This is a genomic window from Microlunatus endophyticus, assembly GCF_014646195.1.
Taxonomy (GTDB): domain Bacteria; phylum Actinomycetota; class Actinomycetes; order Propionibacteriales; family Propionibacteriaceae; genus Microlunatus; species Microlunatus endophyticus.
On record NZ_BMMZ01000001.1, the window covers coordinates 98,483 to 121,811 of the forward strand.

Here is a 23,329-nt window from a genome sequence, read left to right on the forward strand (position 1 = left end):
TGGAATGCAGGCGCAGAATGCGTTCGTGGCCGAGCACGTGCGCAAGCGCACCTGGTGGGGGTTGTACGTCGCGCTGGTCGCGGCGGGGCTCGGCTACATCGTGCTCGGGTACGCGACCGGCTGGGCCTGGACCGGTCTGTCGAAGCAGGTCAAGCTGTGGGACTGGCTCGAGGGACTCGCGTTGCCGATCACCGTCGGCCTGGTCCCGCTGCTGCTCAAACGCAGGCAACATCTCCAGCCTGTCCACAAGACTACGGGGGTGATGATCCTCGCTGCTTTCGTCGTGCTCGTGCTGGCCGGCTATCTGGTGCCATGGGACTGGACGGGCTTCACCGGGAACACGCTCTGGGACTGGCTGAGCCTGGCACTCCTACCGGTGGTGATCGCGACGGCAAGTCTGTGGCAACCGCCGCCGCGGTGGCCGGCCCGCCACGTGGCGCTGTTGTCGATCGCGACTGCACTCGCCATCGGTCTGGTGCTGGCGGGGTATCTGGTGCCCTGGAAGTGGACCGGTTTCACCGACAACACCGCATGGGACTGGATCAAGCTCCTGCTGTTGCCTGTGCTGGTGCCGACCGTGTTGTTGCCGCGGTTGCTCGACGTGGTAGAGGCGGGCCTTGGTCCGGTGGGCCGAGTTGATCAAGCCGAGCGGCCGTAGCCGATAACGAGTCGATCCGTATCCACCGCCCCGGTAGCCTGCCGCGCGTGATCCGGATCGGAAGGGTGAGCGCCGTGTACGTCGCAATCGGCAGTCGTCGTGCGATTTGATCAGCTCAGGCCCGCAGTGGAGGCGGTTCTCGGCGTCGAGGTCACAGAGGTCGATCGAATCTCCGGCTCGGTTGCGAATCAGGACTTCCGCGTTGATCTTGCTGACGGTCGACGGGTGTTCGTCAAGACTGGGCCCCGGTCCGAGCTCAGGGCCGAGGCATGGGCGATCGGCCGCGCCGCGGCGGTCGGAGTGCCGGTGCCGAAGGTTGCGGGGTACGAGGAACGGGTGGACCTGACACCCAGCCCCTTTCTGGTGATCGAACTCCTCAGGTCCGACGGGGATCTGTCAGCCGCGGTGCTGCGCTCGGTCGGGCATGCGTTGCGGCTCATCCACACCGTTCCGGTGCCCGGCTACGGGCCGGTCGACGTGGTCGGGGACCCACTGGCACCCGAGTCGGTGTCCGGGCGGTACGACAGTTGGCGGGGCTTCATCGAATCGATGATCGACAACATCGACGAGCTCATCCGGGCCGACCTGATGACGACCGATGTCGGCGACTCGATCCGTCGGCTTGCGACAGGGATCGACGGCTCGCCACTGGCAGGGGAGACCGGTGTCCTCCTGCACGCCGACCTCAAGCGTGATCATCTGCTGGCACTGGACGGCAGTCTCACGGGGATCATTGACTGGGGCGACGCCAGCTCGGGGGATCCCGCTTGGGACCTCGCACGGGCATCGATGATGGGGGCGGGAGACTTCGAGTCGTTGCTGGAGGGCTATCCCGGTGCGGGCGTCGACGAGGTTGCCCGGATCCTGCCCACCTATCGCATCCTCTGGAACACGCGGGCACTGTCCTACGAATATCGGGCAGGCGGCGACTGGTTCGCTGAATACCAGCGGCGGATCGCGAGTGATCTTGATCATCTTTAGGTCTCGACGATGACCTCGAGATCCGCCAACTCGTCAGCGGTCGGCGGCTGGAAGAGGGACCAAGCGGTCTCGAGTTCGGCACGAGTCATCGGGTAAGCACCGCGGTCAGGCCCGAGGTTGCGCCCCTGGAGTCGGGCCCACAGCGTCTCCAGATCGACGTCGAAGACGTGTAGCTCGATCCGCGCACTAGCAGCCCGAGCATCGCGGAATTTCTCGGCCCGCTCGTCGCGGCGCCACAGGCCGTCCTCCAAGATCACGTCGGTGCCGTGGCGGAGCAGATCGAGGGCGTGCCGGTACAGCACCGGCTGCAGCCGTTCGTGGAAGGCAGCATCGGAGTGGGGAACACCCAACTCGGCCTGCCAGTCGTCGGTGCAGATGCGCACGCCGCGGCCTTCGGCCTCAAGTCGCTTCGCCAGCGTGGTCTTGCCGGCCCCGGGAAGGCCGCAGAAAAGGATCAAGGTCGCCATCTCACGCCTTCTCCCTCCGTACGACGACAGCAAAGGTCTCCGAGGCAGGATCGTACGGTGAGCCGGCAAGGTCACCGACGAGGTCGGGCTCGCCGAAGCCAGCACCCCGCAGCTCTGTGGCGACCTCGTCGGGCGTCAGACACTGCATCCAGTTCCAATACTGCTTGGTCGCGTCCTCGGTGATGATCGTGAAACGGTCCAGGACCAGCCGCAGGTCGGCATAGGTGAAGGTCTCCTGGATCCCGTCGTACGGAGTCGGCGCCCAGAATCCGTTCATCAGGTCCGGCTCCCGGCGGATGCCATCGTGCTCGGCGGCGAACCGCGCCGCCGACGTCACGTCCATGGCGAAGGCGCCTCCCGGTCGGAGCGAGGCGATGATCTTGGTGAGCAGCAGTGATCGCTGCTGCGGACTCAGGACGCAGAAGTCCTCGTAGACGAGCAAAGCGGCGTCGTACGGGCCCCCAAGATCATCCTGGAGGTAGTCCGAGACCAGGAACTCGGCCGACAGACGCTCTGCGCGCGCCGCACCGGTGGCGTACGCGATGGATCGTCGGGACACATCGACGCCGCGCACGAACATCCCTCGCCGCGCCAGTCCGCAGGCGACCAGGCCGGGGCCGCAGCCCAGGTCGAGCACCCTCGAACCTGCGCCCAGCGCCAGGCGTGCTGCGATCCAGTAGACCGCGCGATCGATGAAGTCGGGTCGCCGTGAGGCAGCATCGATCCCGGGATCCAGGTGCGCTGTGAGCATCTGGGCGGAGATGTGGTCGTCGTCCCAGAACTCCGGCGTCGTGTATGCGCTGAAGGGCGCGGGCCGATCGCTCTCCATGGCCTCCTGCTCTGCGGATCGATTCCGCCCCGGCCGACGCGACCCGGAGCCCACCCATTATCGACCGGGCATGTCGCTTCCACGGACCGGTTTATGGGTCTGGGAGGGTTGGGCGGTGGCCGGATCTGAGTGCGCGGTGGTGTTGACAGCAGGTTTCGGGAGTCGGATGTTCCCGGTGACGGCGGTGGTGCCGAAGAGCTTGATGCCGGTCGCGAACCTGCCGGTCCTGCACTACGTTCTTGCCGATCTTGTGGCCGCCGGGGTGCGGGACATTGCGATCGTCGTCGATCGCGGCGACCGGGCCATTCGGGAGTATGTGATGGGCGCGCCGACGGTGCGCCGGACACTCGACGCCCGGGGCTGGTCCGCGAAGTACCAGGCCATCGCGGAGGCACATGCCGCACTTGCGGACGCCGCCTTCACCTTCATCGAGCAGGACGTCACCGGTGACTACGGCACGGCCGTCCCGGCCCGGCTGGCCGCGGATTTCGTCGCTGGCCGCACTTGCTTCTACCTGTCCGGAGATGATCTTCTGATGCCGTCCGGTGGTGGGCCGAATGTCGCCGACTTCGACTCCCTGCGCACAGCCGCCGCGAGCCGCGGCGTGGCGATGCAGGTTGCCGAGGTTCCGCCCGGCCGGGCTCATCTCTACGGGATGGTGGAATTCCGGCGGCACGGTGCGACCGCAGAGTTGGTGTCGTTGGCGGAGAAACAGGGTTCTGCCCGGAGTAGCTATGCCAACATCAGCCGCTACTACTTCGAACCCGCGGCCTTCAGCGCAGTGACGTCGGTGAAGCCGAACCCACACACAGGCGAGCTGATGATCACCGATGCCCTGATCCTGCTGCAGCAGGAGGGCCCGGTCGGTGTCTCGGTCGCCTCCGGGCGCTACTTCGACTGCGGCTCCGTCGACGGCTGGCACCAGGCCAACGTGGCGATGGCCGCCTCACGCTGACAGCCGCGGTCCTGGCGGAAAGGTCCAGGCAGAGCTTGCCCAGGCGTACCGTTCCGGCAGCTCGGGAACTGCCCAGTCCGGATCCGGGTGGAAGTCGAGCCACCGGCCGTTGAACGCGCCGGTCCCCGTCCGTAGCTCGGTGAGGACGTCGGCCGCCTCGGCCTCGATGTGACCAGCCACCGACCGGTCGAGGGTGCCATCCTCCAGGACCGTGCGGAAGTCATCTTCGTCCTTCCAGTGCCAGGACCGGTCCGGGTCCACCCAGAGGTCGAGGACGAGATCCATGCTGACGATGCCGGAGGAGGTCGTCTGCGTCGGCAGCTCGAAATTGACATACCAGCCACGGAACTCGCCGGTGACCGGGTCCCAGCCGAGGATGGTCGTCGACCAGCGGTCCGGCCGGCGGATGAACAACTTGTCCGGCGCCTCGTACACCTCCGCCACCCGCGCCTGCCTGCTCCTCAAGGTCAGGAGCTTGCGTTGATCACGGTTGAGCGACTCGGTGCCCGGCATGCCGCGGTTGCTGGCTCGGGTTGCGACGGTTCCGTTCGCGACGTAGGTGATCAACTCCGCCGGTTTGCTGGACACGACCCGGTGCGGCACCGCGCTCCACAGCAGGTCGTGCCAGCGTTCCTCGGCGATCATGGTCGATCCGGGAAGGAACTCGGGTAACTCCATGCTGGAAAGAATCCCAAGGCGTGCTCGACACCGCGACCCGTCGAGGCCCGGTTTGAGACGGACCAGACGATTCGTCAGTAGTCAGTGCCGGTGTTGCCTCGGCCGTGATCATCCTCCGGCGCTTCAGCGGCGGTGAGCTCGAACAGATCCGGCTCACCACGTACGAGTTCGTCGGCCTCGGGAACCGAACCGCGAGGTCGTCGAGACCTCCGCCCGACCATCGGCTCGACCTGCACCGCGTCCTCGACCAGCTCGGCCGCTTGGATCTGCCGGACCGGCGTCTCGACGGGGGAGAGCGCCTCCAACTCGGATTCGGTGACCTTGAGATCGGTGAACCGGCGAGCTCGCACCAGCACGGTGCCCTCGACGGTCGCGATGGTCTCGTTGTAGGCGTTCACCGAGGTCCGCAACGCCCGGCCGAGCTTGTCGAAGCGGTTGCCCATCAGGCCGAGCTTGTCGTGCAGCTCTCGGCCCAGCTTGAAGACCTCGGCCGCACTCTCGGCCAGCGCCGCCTGCCGCCACCCGTACGCGACCGAGCGCAGCATCCCGATCAAGGTCGTCGGGGTCGCGAACACCACGTCCTTGCGTGCCGCGTAGTCGAAGAGATCCGGGGCCTCCTCCAATGCAGTGGAGTAGAAGGCCTCGCTGGGCAGGAAGAGCACCACGAACTCCGGCGTCTCCGCGGCCTTCCAATACTGCTTGCCGGAGAGTTGATCAACGTGCTTGCGGACATGCCGGGCGTAGCGCTGGAGATGCTCGGCACGCTTGTCAGGATCCTCGGTCTCGGCGGCGTCCAGGAAAGCGCTCAGCGGTACCTTCGAGTCGACGAAGATGTACTTGCCCTCGGACAGGTTGACCCGCATGTCGGGCCGGATCGAACCGTCATCGGTCCGAGTGGTCGTCTGAAGATCGAAATCGCAGTGCTGGAGCATCCCCGAGATCTCGGCCACCCGCTTGAGCTGCACCTCGCCCCAGGCTCCGCGGACCTGTGGTTTGCGCAGCGCGGTCACCAGCGCGTTCGTCTCCTTGCGGAGGGTCTCGCCGGTCTGCCGGACGGTCTGGACCTGGGCGCGCAGATCGGCCGACATCGCGGCGCGTTCCTTCTCCACATCGGTCAGCCGGGTGTTGAAGCGCTCGAGAGACTCACGGACCGGAGCCATCAACTGCTCGGTCGCCTTCAGTCGGGCCTCGGCGGCCGCATCGGCCTGCTGGGACTGGCGCGCGATCGTCTCCGCCGACAGCACCTTGAACTGGTTGAGCATCGCCTCACGGTCGGCGGCGATCTCGCTCGCCCGGCGGACCGCGGCGTCGCGCTCGGCCACCGCCTTGGCCAGCCCCGCCGACACGTCGGCCGCCTCCGCCTGGGCAGCCGACGCCTCCGCCTTGGCCTCGGCGACGCCGGTCTGTACCCGGGCCAGCTCCGCGCGCGATTGGGACGCCTCGGACCTGGCCTCGGCCGCCTGGGACTGAGCGTGCGCCAGTTCGGCCCGCGACTGCGCCAGCCGGGCGTCGTCGTGGGCCACCTGGGTCTCGGCCCGGGCACGCAGGATGAACCACGCCGCGGCACCGCCCACCAGGGCGCCGAGGAGTAGTCCGCCGAGCAGAGCCAGCACGATCGAGGTAGCCATGGTCTCGATCTTGACCGCTGCCACCGACAAAACCCGGAAGCCGCCATCTTCGGCGCGCCGGTGATGTTGTTGGATGGACCCGTGGCTGCTGCGCTCGAACACATCAAGGATCTCGGCGACTTCGTCGTCGCATCACCGACTCCGTTCCACGCCGTCGCTGAGGCGGGACGTCGGCTGACCGAGGCCGGATTCACCGAACTGGACGAGACGGCCACCTGGGAGCTCGTGCCGGGCGGCTACTACATCGTCCGGGACGGCAGCCTGGTCGCCTGGCGGATCCCCGACGGCGCGACACCGGGCACGGCATTCCGGATCATCGGATCGCACACCGATTCCCCGACCTTCAAGCTCAAGCCCCGTCCGGACATCCGCACCGGCGACGGCTGGCAGCAGATCGGCGTCGAGGTGTACGGGGGGCCGCTGCTGAATTCCTGGCTGGACCGCGAGCTCGGACTGGCCGGGCTGGCGGTGATCGCCGACGGCGACCAGACCCGTACCGAACTGGTGAAGACCGGCCCGATCATGCGGATCCCGCAGCTGGCACCGCATCTGGACCGCGGCGTCAACGCGAACGGGCTCACCCTCGACCCGCAGCAGCACACAGCCCCGGTCTGGGGCGTCGGTCGTCCCGACCGCGGCATTCTTGATCATCTCGCCGGACTGGTCGGGATCGGTCGTGATCAACTGCTCGGCTACGACATCACCGCCTACGACACCAATCCGCCGGCCGTCTTCGGCGCCGACGACGAATTCTTCGCGTCCGGACGGTTGGACAACCTCAGCAGCGTCCACGCCGGACTCAGCGCCCTGCTGCACGCCGAGCCTGGGGCGTACATCCCGATGCTGGCGGCCTTCGATCATGAGGAGGTGGGCAGCTCGTCCCGGTCCGGCGCTGCCGGTCCGATCCTGGAGGACGTACTGACCCGGATCGGGTCTGCGCTCGGCTATGCCGGACAAGATCAACTCCGGGCATACGCGGGCTCGGTGTGCCTGTCCGGTGACGCCGGCCACTCGGTGCATCCCAACTATCCGGGTCACCACGATCCCCAGAACCGCCCACTGATCAACGGCGGTCCGCTGCTCAAGATCAACGCCGTCCAGCGGTACGCGACCGACGCGCGTGGTGCTGCCATCTGGCGCCGGGCCTGTGCCGCTGCCGGGGTCCGCAGCCAGGATTTCGTCTCCAACAACGCGATTCCCTGCGGTTCGACGATCGGGCCGATCACTGCGACCCGGCTCGGCATCACGACCGTCGACGTCGGCATTCCCCTGGTCTCGATGCATTCGGCCCGGGAACTCGCCGGTGTCAACGACGCCCTCGCGCTCAGCCGAGCGATGCAGGCGTTCTTGACTGACCACGCCTGACCCGGGCGATGATCATCCACGGCCAGGTGATCAACGCCCAGATCACGAACATCGCGACGAACGCGCTGAGCAGATACATCGGCCACGGACCCATCACGTCCAGCAGTGACGCACTGGCCGGAGTGGCGTTCAGGAAGCCGTAGTTGGTGCCGGCGACGACGTTGAAGCCGAAGGTGAAGACCGCCCAGATCACGGTCGCGATGATCCCGATCCAATAGCTGCGCCAGGTCGGAGTGTGGCCAAGCCCCCAGGTCAGGAAGATGGCCGCCCACATCACCAGGATGTGCAGCGACCAGTACATGAAGAAGTCGTAGAGCGGCGACCAGGTGTAGTGCAGGTTCGGCGTGATCAGCGACTGCGGATTGAAGGTCAGTCCCCAGTAGTAGACCAGCGCGACGGCCCAGAACCGCCGCCGCCACAACGCGTACGCCGACACGAAGCGCAGCAAGTCCGACAGTTGCAGCGGGATCGAGCCCTGCATCCGGAAGTTGCCCGGCAGAAGGCCGTGGATCAGGTGGATCACGGTGATGATCAGCAGCACCACCGCGAACACCACGGACACGGTCGTCGCGGCCGGCTTCCCACGGATCCGGCGTCCGACGATGACCAGCACGACGGAGCCGACAACGGTCAGGACGAGCATCGCCCAGTGTCCGAAGCCCCAGCGCACGAATGTGTCACCGATGAGATGCACGGGGCCAATCTAGGGGCAGGTAGGGTGGGCGGTTGCCTGGACAGTCATCAACTCGAGCCTGGAAGCTGCTGAATGGCCCTCACCATCGGAATCGTCGGCCTGCCCAACGCGGGCAAGTCGACGCTCTTCAACGCACTGACCCGCAACAACGTGCTGGCCGCGAACTACCCGTTCGCCACCATCGAGCCCAACGTCGGTGTGGTCGGCGTCCCGGATCCGCGGCTGGCCGTCCTGGGGGAGTTGTTCAAATCCGAGCGGCTGGTCCCGGCAACCGTCAGCTTCGTCGACATCGCCGGCATCGTCCGCGGCGCCAGCACCGGCGAGGGCATGGGCAACGCCTTCCTGTCCCACATCCGCGAGGCGGACGCTATCTGCCAGGTCACTCGGGTCTTCGAGGATCCCGACGTCACCCACGTCGACGGAAAGATCAATCCGGCCAGCGACATCGACACCATCTCCACCGAGCTGATCCTGGCCGACCTGCAGACCATCGACAAGGCACTGCCACGGCTGGAGAAGGAAGCCCGCTTCAACAAGGACCAGCAGGCCGTCGTCGCCGCGGTCAAGGAAGCGCAGGCGGTGTTGGAGACCGGCAAGACAGTCTTCCAGTCCGGACTGGATCGGGCTCCGCTACGGGAGCTGTTCCTCCTTACCGCCAAGCCTTTCCTGTACGTCTTCAACACCAGCACCGACGAGACCGACGAAGCCACCCGGGAAGAACTGCGCAAGCTGGTCGCGCCGGCCGAAGCGATCTTCCTGGACGCCAAGATCGAATCCGAGCTCTCCGAGATGGAGCCTGACGAGGCCGCGGAATTCCTTGCCGACATGGGAATCGACGAGCCCGGGCTTGATCATCTCGCCCGGGTCGGTTTCGAGACCCTCGGGCTGCAGACCTATCTGACGGCCGGCCCCAAGGAGTCCCGGGCCTGGACCATCCGCAAGGGGGCCACCGCGCCCGAGGCGGCCGGCGTCATCCACACCGACTTCCAGAAGGGCTTCATCAAGGCCGAGATCGTCTCGTACGACGATCTGGTCGCCGCGGGAACCATGCTGAAGGCGCGCGAGGCCGGCAAGGTGCGGATGGAGGGCAAGGACTACGTCATGCAGGACGGCGACGTCGTCGAATTCCGGTTCAACGTCTAGGCAGCGCGCAGGATGGTTTGCCACGAGGTCTACCTCAGGACGTTGCGGCACGATGATGCCGCGGATGTCCTCGCCGCCTTCGCATCGAACGCCGACATGGACCGGCAGGGGGACGTTGCGACCCTGCCTCCGGAGCCGTCGCCCGTGCGGCGGGTTTCGTGAAGGAAGGTACGGAGCGGGCCAAGTTCCTGGTTGATGGGGTCCGTGTCGATGTCGACACCTACGGTCGGTTGCGCTCCGATCCATGGCCCCGACTCGAACCGCTCGAATTCGGGCTCGACTCCGGAGGAAGCCGGGGATAGTCCGCGATCGGGTAGATACCGATCGCGAATCCGTGAACGACGTCACCGCGACGGGGGAGCGTGTCGAATTCATCGACCAGTGCCACCATCCGGTGCCAGAACTCCTGTTTCTGGTCCTGGTCGATCCGGGCGTGCCGGATGAAACCCCACAGCTGTCCGTCCGCGTACGCCTGCTGGGACTCGCCGGCCGCCACCTCGAGATCGTTGAAGTCCAGCGGTCGGTCTTCGCCACCTCCCGCCGGCTCGGGCAGCGAGACGTAGAAGTTGCGTGCACTCCGGCCGTAGAAGGCCTCCTCGACGGCACGCACCCGCCGGGTCCTGACCACCCGGACCAGCCCCGCCTCTGCAAGCACTTTGATGTGATGCGCCACGGTGCTCTTCGGCCGGCCGACCGCCGTGCTGAGCTCGGTGACGCTGGCGGCACGCTCGTGCAGGAGACCAAGAATCGTCGTACGGAGCGGATTGCCGAGTGCCCGGACCTGGTCCGGGGAGGTCAGCGCCAGCTGGTCCTCGAGGTCGTAGTCGGGAGTCTTGCCAGCCATGGAAGAACATACTAACGTTCCGGAACGTTCGAATTAAATGGTTCATTGAATGGAGTGCAGATGGCCGAGATTCTCCTGTTCCACCATGCCCAGGGCCTGACCCCGGGCGTCCACGCGTTCGCCGACCGTCTGCGGTCCGCCGGTCACACCGTGCATACGCCCGATCTCTTCGACGGGCGCACCTTCGGCGACGTCGAGTCCGGCGTCGCCCACGCCCAGCAGCTCGGATTCGGCCAGGTGTTCGCCCGCGGGGTCGCCGCTGCCGATGAGCTGCCCACCGAGCTCGTCTACGCGGGTTTCTCGATGGGGGTGATGCCGGCGCAGAAGCTCACCCAGACTCGGCTCGGTGCCGTCGGAGCACTGTTCTACGACTCGTGCCTGCCGGTGTCGGAATTCGGTGAGTGGCCCGACGGCGTGCCGGTCCAGATCCACGGTGGCACCGACGATGAGTGGTTCGCTGAGGATCTGGAAGCCGCCCGGGCGCTGGCCGATTCGACCCCGGCGGCCGAGCTCTTCCTCTACTCCGGGACGGCGCACCTGTTCGCTGATTCGTCTCTGGATGCCTACGATCCCGCGGCAGCCGAGCTGGTCCTGGAACGGACGCTGTCGTTCCTGGAGAACCTTTCCTGATCATCAAGATCTGGCTGCCCTGGAATACGGAGCATCAGCGTCGGTGTCGTAGATCTGGACCAGGCAGAATTCGTTGCCTTCGACATCTCGCATGACGACGACCACGCCTTCGTCGTTATCGTGCCGCTCACCGGTCACCGAGCCACCCAACTGCTGCACCTCGTCGATGCCGGTATCGATATCGTCCACCTCGACGTCGAGGTGCAGCCGGTTCTTGCCGATCTTGGGGTCGGCAACCGGTTGAAACACCAGCCGGGGAAGAGTGTCGGGTCGGGTGCCCAGGTAGACCCAGCCAGGTTCGGTGGGCCCCGGAGCGCGATCCAGCAGCGCACTCCAGAACGCTGCCACCCGCTGCACGTCCTGGCAATCGATCGTTATCCCGGACCACCGGTTCGCCATGGCGAACACCGTAGCTTGATCAGTAGTCGGCCTCGCCCTGCCAGAAGTCCCAGGTGGTTCCCCACGGATCGGTGACCGAGACCGTACGCGGGCCGTAGGGCTTGTCCTGCGGCTCATCGACCTCGACACCGGCATCCCGGATCCGTCGGTAGACGGCGTCGGCGTCCGGTACGCCGATGATCAAATAGCCGGACCGAGGACGAGTCAGACCGCCACCGATCGCGATCCGCGCGGATCCGACGGCGATGTCGCCCTCGTACCAATGCCCGTCGCCATCCCTGGAGACTCGTGCCGGTCCGAACCCGAGGACGCGGATCAGCCATTCGACGGCGGCATCACCGTCGGGATAGCGCAGGTACGGTGTCACGCTGAGGAACTGTTCGTCGCTCATGATCACCATCTTGGCGCCCGGACGGTCCGAGGTCTTGGAGAAAATCGTCATTCATCCTGACGTGATACGGGCTCGCGGACCCGGCCCGGTGCCAGCGTGCTCTGACCGACGCCGAGACAGTCGGCGACCTCGGTCACGGATCGCGCCGATCGCAACAGCGTGATCGCGGCCCGGCAGCCGGCGTCCGGCTCGGGCCGATCGGTCAGCAATCGTACGAACTCGTGCTCGAGCAGGTCGAGCACCTCGGCGCCTGACCGCCCGGCACCGGCTCGTACGGACCGGGTCGACAACCGGTCGGCGTCCAGGTTGATGATCACAGTGATGCCACGTATCCGGCGACCCCGGTGGATTCACGAGCGCAAATCTAGGGGACCGCGGGTCGCGGGTGCCCAGGATCAGATCAGGGACCGCCGGGATTTCGAAAGCTGGCAGCGATCCTCGCGGTGCGGGCCGTGCCGCGGACGATCACGATGCCCAATGCCTGACCGGTCGGATTCCCGTCAGCCTCGGCCGTGTATGCCCGGAACCCGTCGGGCAGCTGCAACTCCCCAGTCGGCGCACCCTCGATGGCACCTGTCCACGGTCGGCCGACAGCCGGCGAACGTTTCGCAGAAAGCGGTGCCCCAACTCCTGTCCCAGCTCGGCTCGCTCGCCCGGAGCAGTGTCGCCCCGGGGAGCGATCAGCCCGTCGCCGTGCAGCAGCCACTCGATGGGCTCTTCATGGTCCAGTACGACGTCCACCACGTCGGTCCATCCGCCGGGCGTCAGATCGAGGCGGCGGGACAGCCGGCATCCCGGCCAGTTCGCAACGCCCACGACCTGGGTCGGCGTGAACTCGGCGATCGCACCGTCGCAGCGGGGCTGGGGTTCGTCGCCGACGAAGACGGTGCTGTGGGCCGCCGGTGATCGCAGCCAGTTGGTGAAGTCGGCACCATATCCGCTGGTGCCGAGATCAGCGCTGCGCCAGCCCGAGCTGGTCTCGATGTCGACGGCGAGTTTGTCGTGATGATCATGCCAACCGGAATCGGGCCCCGAGCGGAGCGCGATTCGGGTCGTCGCGTCCCGCAGCAGAGCGATGCCGCAACCCGGCCAGTCGAAAGACTTCAGGTCCGATGCCTGGTTCATTGGCACCGATCCGGACCGAAGATCAGAGCCGCGATCGAGGCTCGACCGGCGAGCGCCGGCGACGGGCCGACCGGTGAGGTAGCTCCACCCCAGAGCTGGATCGGCTGCTCGTCGGCCCGGTCGTAGAAGGGCGCCAGGTCGATGGTGTTGCCGGGAACGAGCCGACTCGTGGCTTCGGCGTGCGGGGCAAAGGTGGCCAGCCGGACGTCAGTCCAGCCGTCCCCGTACGCTGGCAGCAGGCCATCCGAGTAGGCCAGTTGTGTCGGCGCCACGACAGCACGCTGAAGGGTCTCTGCCATCGCATCGGTGATCGCCTGCTGGCCGACTGCCTCGACCCAGCAGAGCAGTGCCTGCACGGTGTAGTAGTGGTAGTTCGGGTTGATCTCCCACCACATTCCCTCCGACCGGAATCCCTGAGCCGAATCGACCGCACCGCCAAGATAGTCCGGCCGGATGCTTCACTGGGGGCCGTGACTACACCAGCAGAGCGCCCGGTCGAGCTGTCGTTCCCGACCCGGGTCAAGGGTCCGGTCGTCCAGCGGCGCGGCCAGGTCGAGGCGACCACGACCGATCAACGCCTACTCGACCATCGCGGCCCCCAGGACTGGGTGCATTCCGATCCGTGGCGGGTGCTGCGGATCGAGGCCGAATTCATCGAGGGCTTCGGCGCGCTGGCCGAGATCGGCCCGGCGATCGCCGTCTTCGGTTCGGCTCGGACCAAGCCCGGGTTCCCGGACTACGAGATCGCCGAGCAGGCCGGACGCAAGCTCGCCGAGGCCGGATTCTCGGTGATCACCGGCGGCGGACCAGGCGCCATGGAAGCCACCAACAAGGGCGCCCAGCAGGCCGGCGGCGTCAGCATCGGTCTCAACATCGAGCTGCCGTTCGAGCAGGAACTCAACCACTGGGTCGATCTGGGCGTGAACTTCCGCTATTTCTTCGCCCGCAAGACGATGTTCGTCAAGTACGCCCAGGGCTTCCTGGTACTCCCCGGCGGCTATGGCACCCTCGACGAGCTCTTCGAGGCCGTCACGCTGGTGCAGACCCACAAGATCACCAGGTTTCCGGTCGTGCTGGTCGGTACGGCCTATTGGGGTGGTCTGGTCGACTGGCTTCGGCAGGCTCCGCTGTCCGGTGGCGCGATCAACGCGGATGATCTTGGTGTACTGACCGTGACCGACGATCTCGATGAGGCGGTCGCGCTGATGGTCGCCGCACGCGACCAGCCATGATCATCCAGCCATGATCACCGCGTGATGCTCATTCAGGCGTGAGCAGGTCCCAGTCGAGCACCACCGGAAAGAGCTCGGCCGCCGCCCAGGCGGCATTCTGATCGGTATGGTGCGGATCACCCGGCAGACCGGAGGCACCGAACGGGACCGCCCAGCGGCTGTTGGACCGATCGGCGAGGTCCCAGACGTACCGGGTCACCGAGCTCATCGAGCATCGGTGGGTGACACCGGGGGTGGAGTGGGTGGCCCGGACGGTGTTCCCGTCACCGGCCAGCCGCGGATCGGGAAGGGGTGGCACATGATCATCGGCCAGCCCGGTTAGCCCGTGGATGGGTGCCAGCCGGTGCACGTCTCCCCAGGTGCCGATGGGCGGTTCGTCGGCGACGGCGGCAAGGGTGGACCGGACACCCGCCGCGAGGTCAAGATCGAGTTTCTCGGCGTTGCGGCAGATCGCGTCGAACACCGAGGCGATCTTGATCCGGATGTCGACCGAGGCGGCGAACAGATCCGGCACCGGATCGGGGTCACGCAGCGCGACGAATGCCGGCTGCTCGGCGATCCACCGCAGCATCGCCGCCCGCCAGCTCGCGTAGAGCAGGGCATCGCTGCTGTCGGCGTCCATCCGGCCGTCCCAGGCCAGCAGCCTCTCCTTGATCGTTTCCGCGGGGCCTTCGACCTCGACCCGACTCAGCAGCTCCTTGGCCAGCCGGGCAGCACCAAGATCGACATCGCCGTGGATCGCCTCCATGGCAGCGGGATCAGCCTCGCCGGGTGACAGCGCACGCAGCCGGGTGGTCACCCGGCCGGCACGCCATCCCGGGGCGTAGAACTTGCCCATCCCGCCGCCACTGGACCGATCGTTTCCGTTGGCCACAAGATCATCGATCACGTCCACCGGCATCGGGACGTAGTCGCCGGTCCATGCGTACTGCGGATCCCAGGCCGGCACCGGGACGTCGAGATTCCTCTCGTCCCGCAACGGAGTCCTACCCACCACGGCATGCCGGACGGCTCCGGCGCGGTCGGCGATCAGCGCGCTGTTGACCGGCTCGACCCAGCCCTGGAGCGCCGCGACGACATCGTCGACAGTGTGCGCCCGCAGCAGCGGCAGCAGGGTGCCGAAACCAAGATCGTCATCGACCATCGTCGGTGTCCGCAGGCTCACCGTCAGCCCGGCGTCGTCGATGATCACCGGCCCGCGTCGCGTGATCAGGATCTCGATCTCCTCGGCCGTCCCGTCCCGGAGATCGATGGTCTCAATCCGCCGTTGCACCGGCTCGATCCCGTCCGGGCCGCGGGCGGTGACCCGGTCTGCGTTGCGGTGCAGGTCCTCCTCGAAGAGGTCCTGGTAGTCGGCCATCGCGTTGGTGATCGCCCAGGCCACGTCGCCTGCATGGGCGAAGTGCTGGACACCAGGGACGCCGGGGAAGGTGAAGCCGAAGACGTCGAATTCGTCGCAGGCCAGCCGTACCTGTTGGTAGGGACCGGGGAAGTCGATCTGGCGATGGGAGTCGCCGGCGATCAGCGGCAGGCCGCCGACGGTCCGACTGCCGTGCACGGCCCACGCGTTGCTCCCGATCGAATCCGGGATCTCGGAGTCCAGCAGCTCGATCGCCGCCTCACCGAGGCGCTGCGCCAGGTGCCGGCGCCAGAGCTTGTAGCCGAAGCCGCCGAAGATCAACTGCTGCACGGCGAAGACCGCGAGCGGAGTCCACGGCTGCCAGCGACCGGGACCAACGCCCAGCGACCCGAATTCGTACGCCCGGGCGGCGCCCTGGTCCAGTCCCGAATTCACCCCGTCGGTGAAGGCAGCCACCCAGTCCCGGGTCGTCTCGTCGAGGTTGTCGAAACAGCGCCGGGCGACCGCATCGATCTCGGCCCGGCGGGCGAACCGGTCGAAGGTCAGTCCCGGCGCCCCGACGATCTCGGCAGTCCGGCCCTCAGCGCGACGGCGGTGCCACTCGATCTGCCAGGCACGGTCCAATGCCACCGTCCGGCCCTGGAGACCGGCCAGCTCGTTGCAGGAGTCGGCTCGCAGATGCGGTATGCCCTGGGCGTCGCGGAAGACTTCGGCCACCATGGCAGCACCCTAGTGGCCGGCCCCTGGTCGCCTGAGGCGGTGCTGCCCCGAGTCAGTGCTGCCCCGAGTCAGTGCTGGGGAGTTCGGTTCTCCGCCGACACCATCCACGCCAGTTGCTCGAGGCGCTCGATGATCTGGTGCAGCAGGTCGGCGGTCGTCGGATCCTCTTCGTCGATATCGTCGTGGATCTCGCGGGCTGTCCTGGCCACCGCATACAGGGCGGCGGCGATCGCATCGACCGCATCGGTGGTGCTGATCTCACCTTCGGCAAACGGCTTCAGGCCCGACAGCTTGGCGATCGTCTGGGCCCGCCCGTCCGGCGCGACATAAACCGCCCGGAGCCGCTCGGCGATGTCGTCAGCGAAATTGCGGGCAGCGTCGACGATCTCGTCCAACTGCAGGTGCAGGTCCCGGAAGTTGGGTCCGACGATGTTCCAGTGCGCCTGTTTGCCGACCAGGTGCAGGTCGATCAGTTCGGCCAGCAGGTGTTCCAGATGCTCGGCGAACTTCGTGGAAGCGCGAAACACATCGGTCTGGTCTGCCATCTCGAATACCTCCGATTGTCAATCTGTGAAACCGATTCACTTGTGCGTAGTTGGGTACCCCAAGGACACCGTGACGAATCCCAGAAGAACCCCGCATTGCTGAATACCCGTCGCGAACCGTTTAAACGGCGCAGATGATCAAGTTCGTCTCCCCCAAGTATCGACATCCAGGTGAAGAGGACGCAAGATGGAAGTGGCCCCGAGGATGGTGCACCGATGATCGATGAGGTCGTTCCCCCGCTCGTTCCTGGCAGCCTTGTGTCTCCCAGTGTCGTTGAAATATCCACAAATGATCATGAACTGCCGGCGACCGTCGTTGCGGTGCCCGCAGCGGGGACCGACCGCACGGCGGCAGGACTGAGTCCGGTCCCGGTCTGGCTGCCGGATTCGATGCTCGACGAGCTGCAGTGGGTCGCCGAGCAGGAGGGACGCGACGTCGCCGACATCGTGGTCAACGCGCTCGACGAATTCCTCGCTGACCACTGGTCGCGCAACGCCGATCTCGATCTCGACCTTTAGAACAGGTCGAGCGCGGCGATCTCCCGGGCCATCTCCAGGTCTTCGCGTGCGGTGACCACCACGGTCCGAACGGTGGCGTCGTCGCCGGTCAGCTCCAGATCGGGTCGGGCAGTCCCATTGCGCGTCTCGTCGATCGCGACCCCCAGCCAGGCGAGCCGGCGGCACACCAATTCCCGCAGCAGTTCGGAGTGCTCGCCGACGCCGCCCGTGAAGACGAGCAGGTCGATACCGCCCAGCGAGCCCGTCATCGCGCAGATCGAACCGACCAGCCGGTGCACCTCGACCTCCATCGCCAGCACGGACTCGGCGACGCCGTCGCGATAGCCCTGTTCGACGGTCCGATGGTCCTTGTCTCCGGCCAGGGCCAGCAGTCCCGAGCGCGACTCGAGCATTTCGGTCACCGCGGACGGTGACAGGTTCTGGTGTTCCTCGAGCCAGAGCACCAGGCCGGGGTCGACCGTCCCCGACCTGGTCGCCATCACCAGACCCTCCAGGGGAGTGAAGCCCATCGTGGTGTCCATGCTGTGCCCGTCCCGTACCGCACACAGGGACGCACCCGCACCCAGATGGCAGACCACCACCCGGGACCGGTCCTCCGGGAGCCCGGTCAACTCACACCCGCGCCTGCTGGCGTAGGCGTGTGACAGGCCGTGGAAGCCGTACCGTCGCACACCGAGATCCCGCCACTGCCGGGGGATTGCGTAGGTCGACGCGCCTACCGGCAAGGTGGCGTGGAAGGCGGTGTCGAAACAGGCGACGGCCGGTACGTCCGGCAGCAGCCGGGAGACGGCTCGCAGCCCGGCCAGGGACTTCGGCTGGTGCAGCGGCGCGAGATCGGTGAGGTCTCGCAGCTGCTGCTCGACCTTGGGCGTGATCACCACGGCCGAGGAGAACAGCGTCCCGCCGTGCACGACCCGATGGCCGACGACATCGGGCTGCGGCCACCCGTCCAGGGCCTTGTCGACCTCGTCCGGATCAAGCTCGCCGCCGCTGATCGACAGGTCTCCGGTGTGCAGGGTCTCCTGGTCCTCCAGCAGCCGGAGCTTCAGACTGGAGGACCCCGCGTTGACCGTCAGGAGCCGCATGGACCGACCTCAGCCGACCGGCTCGGTGGTCCCCAGCTGGGAAGGGAATCGCCAGCCCGAAATGGCTGGATCGTCCTCGCCGTACTCCCGGGTGTAGGCGCGGGCCGCCAGGCGCGCATCCTCCATATCCTGGCGCAGCCGCGCCGCCCGGCTGCCGAGCGACGGCACCCGGTCGATCACATCCATCACCAGATGGAACCGATCAAGATCATTGAGCATCACCATGTCGAACGGCGTCGTGGTGGTGCCCTCCTCCTTGTAGCCGCGGACGTGGAAGTTGTGGTGGTTGGCGCGCCGGTAGGTCAGCCGATGGATCAGCCAGGGATACCCGTGATAGGCGAAGATCACCGGCTTGTCCAGCGTGAACAACGCGTCGAAGTCTGACTCGGAGAGACCGTGCGGATGCTCGCTCTCGGGTTGCAGTCGCATCAGGTCGACGACGTTGATCACCCGGACCTTGAGGTCGGGCAAATGCTTGCGCAGCAGATCGACGGCAGCCAGCGTCTCCAGGGTGGGGATGTCACCAGCGCAGGCGAGCACGACGTCAGGCTCGTCGTCGGCGGTGCCCGCCCACTCCCAGATCCCCAGCCCCCGGGTGCAGTGGGCGATGGCTTCATCCATGGTCAGGTAGTTCATCGCCGGCTGCTTGCCGGCCACCACGACGTTGATGTAGTTGCGGCTGCGCAGGCAATGGTCGGCCACCGACAGCAAGGTGTTGGCATCCGGCGGCAGGTAGACGCGGACGACCTCGGCCTTCTTGTTCATCACGTGGTCGATGAATCCGGGGTCCTGATGGCTGAAGCCGTTGTGGTCCTGCCGCCAGACGTGGCTGGACAGCAGGTAGTTCAGCGATCCGATCGGCCGGCGCCAGCCGATGTCGCGGGTGGTCTTCAACCATTTTGCATGCTGGTTGACCATCGAGTCGACGATGTGGATGAAAGCCTCGTAGCAGTTGAAGATGCCGTGCCGGCCGGTGAGCAGGTAGCCCTCGAGCCAGCCCTGACACAGATGCTCCGACAGCACCTCCATGACTGTGCCGTCGGGCGACAGATGATCATCAGTGTCGAGCAGGTCGGCCTCCCAGACCCGATCGCTGGTCTCGAAGACCGCGCTCAGCCGGTTGGACGCCGTCTCGTCCGGGCCGAAGACCCGGAAATGGTCGCGGTTGCCGGTGATGGTGTCGCGCAGGAATTCCCCGAGCACGCGGGTCGCCTCGCTGGTCGTGGCCGCGGGCTCGGGCACCTCGACCGCATAGTCCCGGAAGTCGGGCAGGTCAAGATCACGCAGCAGTACGCCGCCATTGGCGTTCGGGTTGGCACTCATCCGACGGTCGCCGACCGGTGCCAGCTCCCGCAGCTCATCGATCAGGGCACCGTCGGAGGTGAAGAGTTCCTCGGGCTTGTAACTGCGCATCCACTCCTCGAGCTGGGCCAGGTGCTCGGGATTGGTCCTGGTCTCGGCCAGCGGCACCTGGTGGGCCCGGAAGGTGCCCTCGACCGGAAGCCCGTCGACGGTCTTCGGTCCGGTCCAGCCCTTCGGGGTCCGCAGGATGATCATCGGCCACGGCCGGCGGGTCCGGTTGCCCCCGGTGCGGGCGGACTGCTGGATGTCGGCGATCTCGTCCAGGCACTCCTGCAGGGTGGCGGCAAGATCCTGGTGCACCTGAGCCGGGTCGTCGCCCTCGACCAGGTGCGGTTCGTGCCCGTAGCCGCGCATCAGGTCTGTGAGTTCGGTGTCGCCGATCCGGGCCAGCACGGTCGGGTTGGCGATCTTGTACCCGTTCAGGTGCAAGACCGGCAGCACGGCGCCGTCGCGGGCCGGGTTGAGGAACTTGTTGGAGTGCCAGCTGGCGGCCAGCGGCCCGGTCTCGGCCTCGCCGTCGCCGACGACACAGGTGACCAGAAGATCAGGATTGTCGTAGGCCGCACCGTAGGCATGCGCGAGCGAATAGCCGAGCTCGCCGCCTTCGTGGATTGATCCGGGTGTCTCCGGCGCGACGTGGCTGGGAATGCCGCCGGGGAAGGAGAACTGCCGGAACAGCCGCTGGATGCCGTCGGCGTTGGTGCCGATGTGCGGGTAGTACTCGGAGTAGGTGCCCTCGAGATAGGCGTTGGCCACCAGTCCTGGTCCGCCGTGACCGGGGCCGGTGATGAAGATCGAATTCAGGTCACGCTGCTTGATCAGCCGGTTCAGGTGGGCATAGATCAGATTCAGGCCCGGCGTGGTGCCCCAGTGTCCGAGCAGCCGCGGTTTGACGTGCTCCGGCAGCAGCGGCTCGGTCAGCAAAGGATTGTCCAGCAGATAGATCTGCCCGACCGAGAGATAGTTTGCCGCCCGCCAATAGGCGTTCAGCAGTTCGAGCTCGGTGCTGTCCAGGGGTGTCTTCGCCTTGCGTGCCATCGATTCCCTCCATGGTGAATCTCACGGGGTGCCGGGTGCTAGCTGCTGCTCCGGGAGCCACGCTACCGCCAGAGGGATCGGCCTCAGAAGAAGTCGGTGGTGAATGCGGCCGGATCGCTGCCGAATGCGCTGGTGATCAGACCCGCCATGCCCGGTGTGTGTTCGGTCAGCAGTCCGGCCCGGGCGAACGTCGTCGCCGGTGTCCCGCCGAGGTAGATCGCCGCCAGTTGCCGGGCACTCAGGCTCAGGTCCGGCGTGTGATCTGTACGGGTCACGCCGGATCCGTCCGGTCCGCCCTGGAGCCGGAACCGGCCGCCCGACTTGGGCAGGAAGTCGTCCACCACTTCGATCACCAGATCAAGATCAACTGTGTAGCTGCGGGCGCCGAGGGCAGCCGGCACGTCGACGATCCGCGCGTACGCGGCATCCGACAGCTCGGTCTTGATCATCCGCGGGTTCGCCACCAACTCGTGCAGCGGATCGTCGACAGGGGCGTTGCCCCGGCGGAAGGCACGGATCAGATCGAGGTCAAGCAGCCACCGCCACAGAGCGGCGTACGCCTGCGGTGTCGTGGCGTCGATCTCGGACACCTGGACCTCGCGTCCGTCGGCGATCGAGCTGTCCCGTTTGGTGCGGAAGGTGGCGTACCCGTCCGGGGTGCCGTCGGCGGCGAAGTGGAGCGCGAATCGCCATGCGCTCGCCCCGTCGCGCCAGCGCTCGGGATCGGTGAAGACCCCGTCCCACCACACGTCGTCACGCTCGAGATGGCCCGGACGCGTTCCGAGCAGCGAGGCCCGTAGCGGCACGACGACCGTGCGGTAGTGATCAAGGTCGACCTCGTCGACCGAACCCTGCCCGAGGTCGACCTCGGGCAGGAAGCCCAGCTCCCGGGTCTTGCCGGACAGCCGGAGGTGCCGGGTCAGGCTGCCGTAGCCGAACCGGCCGTAGATCAACGACTCGGTGGCGTACAACATCGCGATCGGTTCGCTGATCGTGGTCAGCTGGTGGCGCATCATCGCGGTCAGCAGGCCACGGCGCCGGAAAGCCGGGGCGACCGTCACCGCGGTGACGCCGGCAACATCGACCATCCCTCCGGGTACCGACATCCGCCGGGGGAAGGACAGTGCGGTGGTCACCCAGCGATCACCCGTACGGAAGCCGAACCAGCGGCCGGGGACGTACGACTTCCGCTCGGGAACCCATTCGTCGCCGTGGAAGTCGCTGTGGAATCCACGGGTCACCACCCGCTCGAAGTCCTCGATCTGGTCCTCGGCGACCGTCTGCAGATCGAGTTCGGCCTGGTGCGGTGGCGTGTGCGGCGCAGGAGTCGACATGGGAAAGGAGTCAATCATGATCGGCTCCCGCGCCGCCAACTCCTTACTTGAGGAAGATCTCGACCACCGGGACCGCTACATCCGGCGGCTGGATCGGCAGGTCGAGGGTGACCGTGCCGGCGGGCTGACCACCCGGAGTGGTGTTCTGCGCGGTCTGGGACGGGTCGGCCTCGCTGTACCTGACCTCCGAGGCGTCGTTCAGCAGCTGCGCGTAGGCGATCTTGCCGGCGAGCCCGGCGATGTGGACGTGCCGCATCGGCCAGCTGAACAGGTGCAGGTAGAGCCGGTTGCCGTTAGCAGTGAAGCGGGTGTCCGCTGGCGCGGTGAATTCACTGGCCCCCGCGCCGTAGATGGACCGGCCGTGCAGTTTGGTCCATTCACCGATCCCGGCCAGGCTCTCGATCGCCCGCGGGTCGAAGTTGCCCCGCCCTGTCGGCCCGACGTTGAGCAGCAGGTTGCCGTCCTTGCTGACGCCGTCGACCAGCATCTTGATCAACAGCTCGACCGATTTGTAATCGCTGTTGTCCCGGTCGTAGCCCCAGCTGCCGTTGAGGGTCTGGCAGGCCTCCCAGATCACCGGCTGGCCGTCCTTCAGCATCGGCCCCGAAGGCTGGTACTGCTCCGGGGTGACCAGGTCACCGGGGATGTCCAGCCGGTCGTTGACGATGATGTTGGGCTGCAGCTCCCGGACCAGGTTGATCAATTCGGGGCTGTTCCAGTCGTCCTTGCCCTTGCCCTCCAGGCCGTTGGCCGACCTGCCGGGGAAGGAGAAGTCGAAGAAGATGTAGTCGATGGTGCCGTAGTTGGACAGCAGTTCGCGGACCTGCCCGTGCAGGTAGTCCCGATACTTGTTCATGTCACGGCCCTCGTTGAGGGCGGCGGCGTTCTCGTCGTCGCGGCGCGGGTGCACCGGGTCGACGGTGTAGTCGGGATGGTGCCAGTCGATCAGCGAGTGGTAGAAGCCGACCTTCAGGTCCGCCTCGCGCAGCGCCTCGACATAGGCCGCCACGACGTCCTTGCCGTGCGGGGTCTTGGTCACCTTGTAATCGGTCAGGGCCGAGTCCCACATGGCGAAGCCCTCGTGGTGCTTGGTGGTCAGCACCACATACTTCATCCCGGCTTCCTTGGCCGCCTTGGCCCACGCGCGCGGGTCGTACAGGTCGGCCTCGAAGTAGTCGAAGTACTTCTCGTAGTCCTCGGTGTGGATGCGTTCGCGGTTCATCACCCATTCGTGCCGGGCGGGCAGGGCGTACAGGCCCCAATGCACAAACATCCCGAACCGATCATGGGTGAACCAGGCATGCTCAGGGTTCATGCTCCCAGCAAATCATCGGATGTATCCGGGCG

At 66.6% G+C, this 23,329-nt stretch carries 25 protein-coding genes; 8 read left to right on the plus strand and 17 right to left on the minus strand.

The window, feature by feature from the left end; translation table 11 throughout:
* Nucleotides 1–25 precede the first annotated feature (25 nt).
* Both IEY07_RS00550 and IEY07_RS00555 read left to right on the plus strand, forming a co-directional pair.
* On the plus strand, nt 26–658 hold the full coding sequence (locus IEY07_RS00550) for a hypothetical protein (RefSeq protein WP_188893231.1): 633 nt from the start codon (nt 26–28) through the stop codon (nt 656–658).
* 126 nt (nt 659–784) lie between these two features.
* Entirely contained in the window at nt 785–1,639 is an 855-nt protein-coding gene (locus IEY07_RS00555) for a phosphotransferase family protein (RefSeq protein WP_229669664.1), read from the plus strand.
* Here the strand turns inward: IEY07_RS00555 and IEY07_RS00560 are convergent.
* Together IEY07_RS00560 and IEY07_RS00565 are read right to left on the minus strand one after the other, a co-directional pair.
* Nucleotides 1,636–2,106: a P-loop nucleotide/nucleoside kinase family protein gene (locus tag IEY07_RS00560; protein ID WP_188893233.1), complete on the minus strand. Its 471-nt coding sequence runs from the start codon at nt 2,104–2,106 to the stop codon at nt 1,636–1,638. The two genes, IEY07_RS00555 and IEY07_RS00560, sit on opposite strands and share 4 nt — an antisense overlap.
* A gap of 1 nt (nt 2,107) precedes the next feature.
* Nucleotides 2,108–2,935, minus strand: coding sequence for an SAM-dependent methyltransferase (locus IEY07_RS00565; RefSeq protein ID WP_188893234.1), 828 nt, complete (start codon nt 2,933–2,935; stop codon nt 2,108–2,110).
* A 115-nt stretch (nt 2,936–3,050) separates the two neighbouring features.
* Between IEY07_RS00565 and IEY07_RS00570 the strand changes: the two genes are divergently transcribed.
* Nucleotides 3,051–3,890, plus strand: a complete 840-nt coding sequence (locus tag IEY07_RS00570) for a sugar phosphate nucleotidyltransferase (RefSeq protein ID WP_188893235.1) — start codon at nt 3,051–3,053, stop codon at nt 3,888–3,890.
* On the opposite strand, the gene IEY07_RS00575 is transcribed toward IEY07_RS00570, so the two are convergent.
* Both IEY07_RS00575 and IEY07_RS00580 read right to left on the minus strand, forming a co-directional pair.
* A complete protein-coding gene (locus IEY07_RS00575) occupies nt 3,882–4,568 on the minus strand; it encodes a ribonuclease FAU-1 family protein (RefSeq protein WP_188893236.1) in 687 nt (228 codons plus the stop codon). The genes IEY07_RS00570 and IEY07_RS00575 overlap by 9 nt on opposite strands.
* 74 nt (nt 4,569–4,642) lie before the next feature.
* A complete protein-coding gene (locus tag IEY07_RS00580; protein ID WP_188893237.1) occupies nt 4,643–6,196 on the minus strand; it encodes a DNA recombination protein RmuC in 1,554 nt (517 codons plus the stop codon).
* A 63-nt stretch (nt 6,197–6,259) separates the two neighbouring features.
* On the opposite strand from IEY07_RS00580, the gene IEY07_RS00585 reads away from it, so the two are divergent.
* A complete protein-coding gene (locus tag IEY07_RS00585) occupies nt 6,260–7,561 on the plus strand; it encodes a M18 family aminopeptidase (protein ID WP_188893785.1) in 1,302 nt (433 codons plus the stop codon).
* Here IEY07_RS00585 and IEY07_RS00590 read toward each other — a convergent pair.
* The gene (locus tag IEY07_RS00590; protein WP_229669582.1) at nt 7,521–8,255 is read right to left on the minus strand and encodes a YwaF family protein; all 735 of its coding nucleotides are present in this window, start codon (nt 8,253–8,255) and stop codon (nt 7,521–7,523) included. The two genes, IEY07_RS00585 and IEY07_RS00590, sit on opposite strands and share 41 nt — an antisense overlap.
* Nucleotides 8,256–8,327: 72 nt before the next feature.
* On the opposite strand from IEY07_RS00590, the gene ychF reads away from it, so the two are divergent.
* Nucleotides 8,328–9,398 (plus strand): redox-regulated ATPase YchF, encoded by a 1,071-nt coding sequence (gene ychF, locus IEY07_RS00595; protein WP_188893238.1) that lies wholly within the window; start codon nt 8,328–8,330, stop codon nt 9,396–9,398.
* Nucleotides 9,399–9,618: 220 nt separating this feature from the next.
* Here ychF and IEY07_RS00600 read toward each other — a convergent pair whose 3' ends face one another.
* Nucleotides 9,619–10,242: an ArsR/SmtB family transcription factor gene (locus tag IEY07_RS00600; RefSeq protein WP_188893239.1), complete on the minus strand. Its 624-nt coding sequence runs from the start codon at nt 10,240–10,242 to the stop codon at nt 9,619–9,621.
* Nucleotides 10,243–10,302: 60 nt separating this feature from the next.
* Here IEY07_RS00600 and IEY07_RS00605 point away from each other — a divergent pair, with 60 nt between their 5' ends.
* The gene (locus IEY07_RS00605) at nt 10,303–10,872 is read left to right on the plus strand and encodes a dienelactone hydrolase family protein (RefSeq protein WP_188893240.1); all 570 of its coding nucleotides are present in this window, start codon (nt 10,303–10,305) and stop codon (nt 10,870–10,872) included.
* Between the two features lie 3 nt (nt 10,873–10,875).
* Here the strand turns inward: IEY07_RS00605 and IEY07_RS00610 are convergent, their stop codons facing one another.
* The 5 genes from IEY07_RS00610 to IEY07_RS00630 form a co-directional block, all read right to left on the minus strand.
* Nucleotides 10,876–11,271, minus strand: coding sequence for a VOC family protein (locus IEY07_RS00610; protein WP_188893241.1), 396 nt, complete (start codon nt 11,269–11,271; stop codon nt 10,876–10,878).
* Between the two features lie 19 nt (nt 11,272–11,290).
* On the minus strand, nt 11,291–11,713 hold the full coding sequence (locus IEY07_RS00615) for a VOC family protein (protein ID WP_188893242.1): 423 nt from the start codon (nt 11,711–11,713) through the stop codon (nt 11,291–11,293).
* Nucleotides 11,710–11,979, minus strand: a complete 270-nt coding sequence (locus tag IEY07_RS00620) for a hypothetical protein (protein ID WP_188893243.1) — start codon at nt 11,977–11,979, stop codon at nt 11,710–11,712. The genes IEY07_RS00615 and IEY07_RS00620 overlap by 4 nt, the downstream gene beginning before the upstream one ends.
* A gap of 148 nt (nt 11,980–12,127) precedes the next feature.
* Nucleotides 12,128–12,787 (minus strand): heparinase II/III domain-containing protein, encoded by a 660-nt coding sequence (locus IEY07_RS00625; RefSeq protein ID WP_188893244.1) that lies wholly within the window; start codon nt 12,785–12,787, stop codon nt 12,128–12,130.
* Nucleotides 12,784–13,182, minus strand: coding sequence for a hypothetical protein (locus IEY07_RS00630; RefSeq protein ID WP_188893245.1), 399 nt, complete (start codon nt 13,180–13,182; stop codon nt 12,784–12,786). The genes IEY07_RS00625 and IEY07_RS00630 overlap by 4 nt, the downstream gene beginning before the upstream one ends.
* Before the next feature lie 75 nt (nt 13,183–13,257).
* On the opposite strand from IEY07_RS00630, the gene IEY07_RS00635 reads away from it, so the two are divergent.
* Nucleotides 13,258–14,019 (plus strand): LOG family protein, encoded by a 762-nt coding sequence (locus IEY07_RS00635; protein ID WP_188893246.1) that lies wholly within the window; start codon nt 13,258–13,260, stop codon nt 14,017–14,019.
* A gap of 28 nt (nt 14,020–14,047) precedes the next feature.
* On the opposite strand, the gene IEY07_RS00640 is transcribed toward IEY07_RS00635, so the two are convergent.
* Both IEY07_RS00640 and IEY07_RS00645 read right to left on the minus strand, forming a co-directional pair.
* The gene (locus IEY07_RS00640) at nt 14,048–16,099 is read right to left on the minus strand and encodes a penicillin acylase family protein (protein ID WP_188893247.1); all 2,052 of its coding nucleotides are present in this window, start codon (nt 16,097–16,099) and stop codon (nt 14,048–14,050) included.
* 68 nt (nt 16,100–16,167) lie between these two features.
* On the minus strand, nt 16,168–16,644 hold the full coding sequence (locus IEY07_RS00645; RefSeq protein WP_188893248.1) for a Dps family protein: 477 nt from the start codon (nt 16,642–16,644) through the stop codon (nt 16,168–16,170).
* A 216-nt stretch (nt 16,645–16,860) separates the two neighbouring features.
* Here IEY07_RS00645 and IEY07_RS00650 point away from each other — a divergent pair, with 216 nt between their 5' ends.
* Nucleotides 16,861–17,163, plus strand: coding sequence for a hypothetical protein (locus tag IEY07_RS00650; protein WP_188893249.1), 303 nt, complete (start codon nt 16,861–16,863; stop codon nt 17,161–17,163).
* Here the strand turns inward: IEY07_RS00650 and IEY07_RS00655 are convergent.
* The 4 genes from IEY07_RS00655 to IEY07_RS00670 all read right to left on the minus strand — a co-directional run bounded on the left by IEY07_RS00655 (nt 17,160) and on the right by IEY07_RS00670 (nt 23,297).
* Nucleotides 17,160–18,248, minus strand: coding sequence for an acetate/propionate family kinase (locus IEY07_RS00655; RefSeq protein ID WP_188893250.1), 1,089 nt, complete (start codon nt 18,246–18,248; stop codon nt 17,160–17,162). The two genes, IEY07_RS00650 and IEY07_RS00655, sit on opposite strands and share 4 nt — an antisense overlap.
* A gap of 9 nt (nt 18,249–18,257) precedes the next feature.
* Complete coding sequence (locus tag IEY07_RS00660; RefSeq protein WP_188893251.1) at nt 18,258–20,648, minus strand: phosphoketolase family protein; 2,391 nt, start codon at nt 20,646–20,648, stop codon at nt 18,258–18,260.
* A gap of 83 nt (nt 20,649–20,731) precedes the next feature.
* Entirely contained in the window at nt 20,732–21,982 is a 1,251-nt protein-coding gene (locus tag IEY07_RS00665; RefSeq protein WP_188893252.1) for a GNAT family N-acetyltransferase, read from the minus strand.
* A 43-nt stretch (nt 21,983–22,025) separates the two neighbouring features.
* Nucleotides 22,026–23,297: an alpha-L-fucosidase gene (locus tag IEY07_RS00670; protein WP_188893253.1), complete on the minus strand. Its 1,272-nt coding sequence runs from the start codon at nt 23,295–23,297 to the stop codon at nt 22,026–22,028.
* Between the last annotated feature and the right edge of the window lie 32 nt (nt 23,298–23,329).

Bases quoted from the DNA above. Each gene is read 5' to 3' on its own strand.
- IEY07_RS00645 (WP_188893248.1), bottom strand. From the start codon at position 16,644: ATGGCAGACCAGACCGATGTGTTTCGCGCTTCCACGAAGTTCGCCGAG.
- IEY07_RS00630 (WP_188893245.1), bottom strand. From the start codon at position 13,182: ATGTGGTGGGAGATCAACCCGAACTACCACTACTACACCGTGCAGGCA.
- IEY07_RS00560 (WP_188893233.1), bottom strand. From the start codon at position 2,106: ATGGCGACCTTGATCCTTTTCTGCGGCCTTCCCGGGGCCGGCAAGACC.
- IEY07_RS00575 (WP_188893236.1), bottom strand. From the start codon at position 4,568: ATGGAGTTACCCGAGTTCCTTCCCGGATCGACCATGATCGCCGAGGAA.
- IEY07_RS00565 (WP_188893234.1), bottom strand. From the start codon at position 2,935: ATGGAGAGCGATCGGCCCGCGCCCTTCAGCGCATACACGACGCCGGAG.
- ychF (WP_188893238.1), top strand. From the start codon at position 8,328: ATGGCCCTCACCATCGGAATCGTCGGCCTGCCCAACGCGGGCAAGTCG.
- IEY07_RS00660 (WP_188893251.1), bottom strand. From the start codon at position 20,648: ATGGCACGCAAGGCGAAGACACCCCTGGACAGCACCGAGCTCGAACTG.
- IEY07_RS00615 (WP_188893242.1), bottom strand. From the start codon at position 11,713: ATGACGATTTTCTCCAAGACCTCGGACCGTCCGGGCGCCAAGATGGTG.
- IEY07_RS00640 (WP_188893247.1), bottom strand. From the start codon at position 16,099: ATGGTGGCCGAAGTCTTCCGCGACGCCCAGGGCATACCGCATCTGCGA.
- IEY07_RS00585 (WP_188893785.1), top strand. From the start codon at position 6,260: ATGTTGTTGGATGGACCCGTGGCTGCTGCGCTCGAACACATCAAGGAT.
- IEY07_RS00605 (WP_188893240.1), top strand. From the start codon at position 10,303: ATGGCCGAGATTCTCCTGTTCCACCATGCCCAGGGCCTGACCCCGGGC.
- IEY07_RS00665 (WP_188893252.1), bottom strand. From the start codon at position 21,982: ATGTCGACTCCTGCGCCGCACACGCCACCGCACCAGGCCGAACTCGAT.
- IEY07_RS00655 (WP_188893250.1), bottom strand. From the start codon at position 18,248: ATGCGGCTCCTGACGGTCAACGCGGGGTCCTCCAGTCTGAAGCTCCGG.
- IEY07_RS00650 (WP_188893249.1), top strand. From the start codon at position 16,861: ATGATCGATGAGGTCGTTCCCCCGCTCGTTCCTGGCAGCCTTGTGTCT.
- IEY07_RS00610 (WP_188893241.1), bottom strand. From the start codon at position 11,271: ATGGCGAACCGGTGGTCCGGGATAACGATCGATTGCCAGGACGTGCAG.
- IEY07_RS00600 (WP_188893239.1), bottom strand. From the start codon at position 10,242: ATGGCTGGCAAGACTCCCGACTACGACCTCGAGGACCAGCTGGCGCTG.
- IEY07_RS00625 (WP_188893244.1), bottom strand. From the start codon at position 12,787: ATGAACCAGGCATCGGACCTGAAGTCTTTCGACTGGCCGGGTTGCGGC.
- IEY07_RS00670 (WP_188893253.1), bottom strand. From the start codon at position 23,297: ATGAACCCTGAGCATGCCTGGTTCACCCATGATCGGTTCGGGATGTTT.
- IEY07_RS00580 (WP_188893237.1), bottom strand. From the start codon at position 6,196: ATGGCTACCTCGATCGTGCTGGCTCTGCTCGGCGGACTACTCCTCGGC.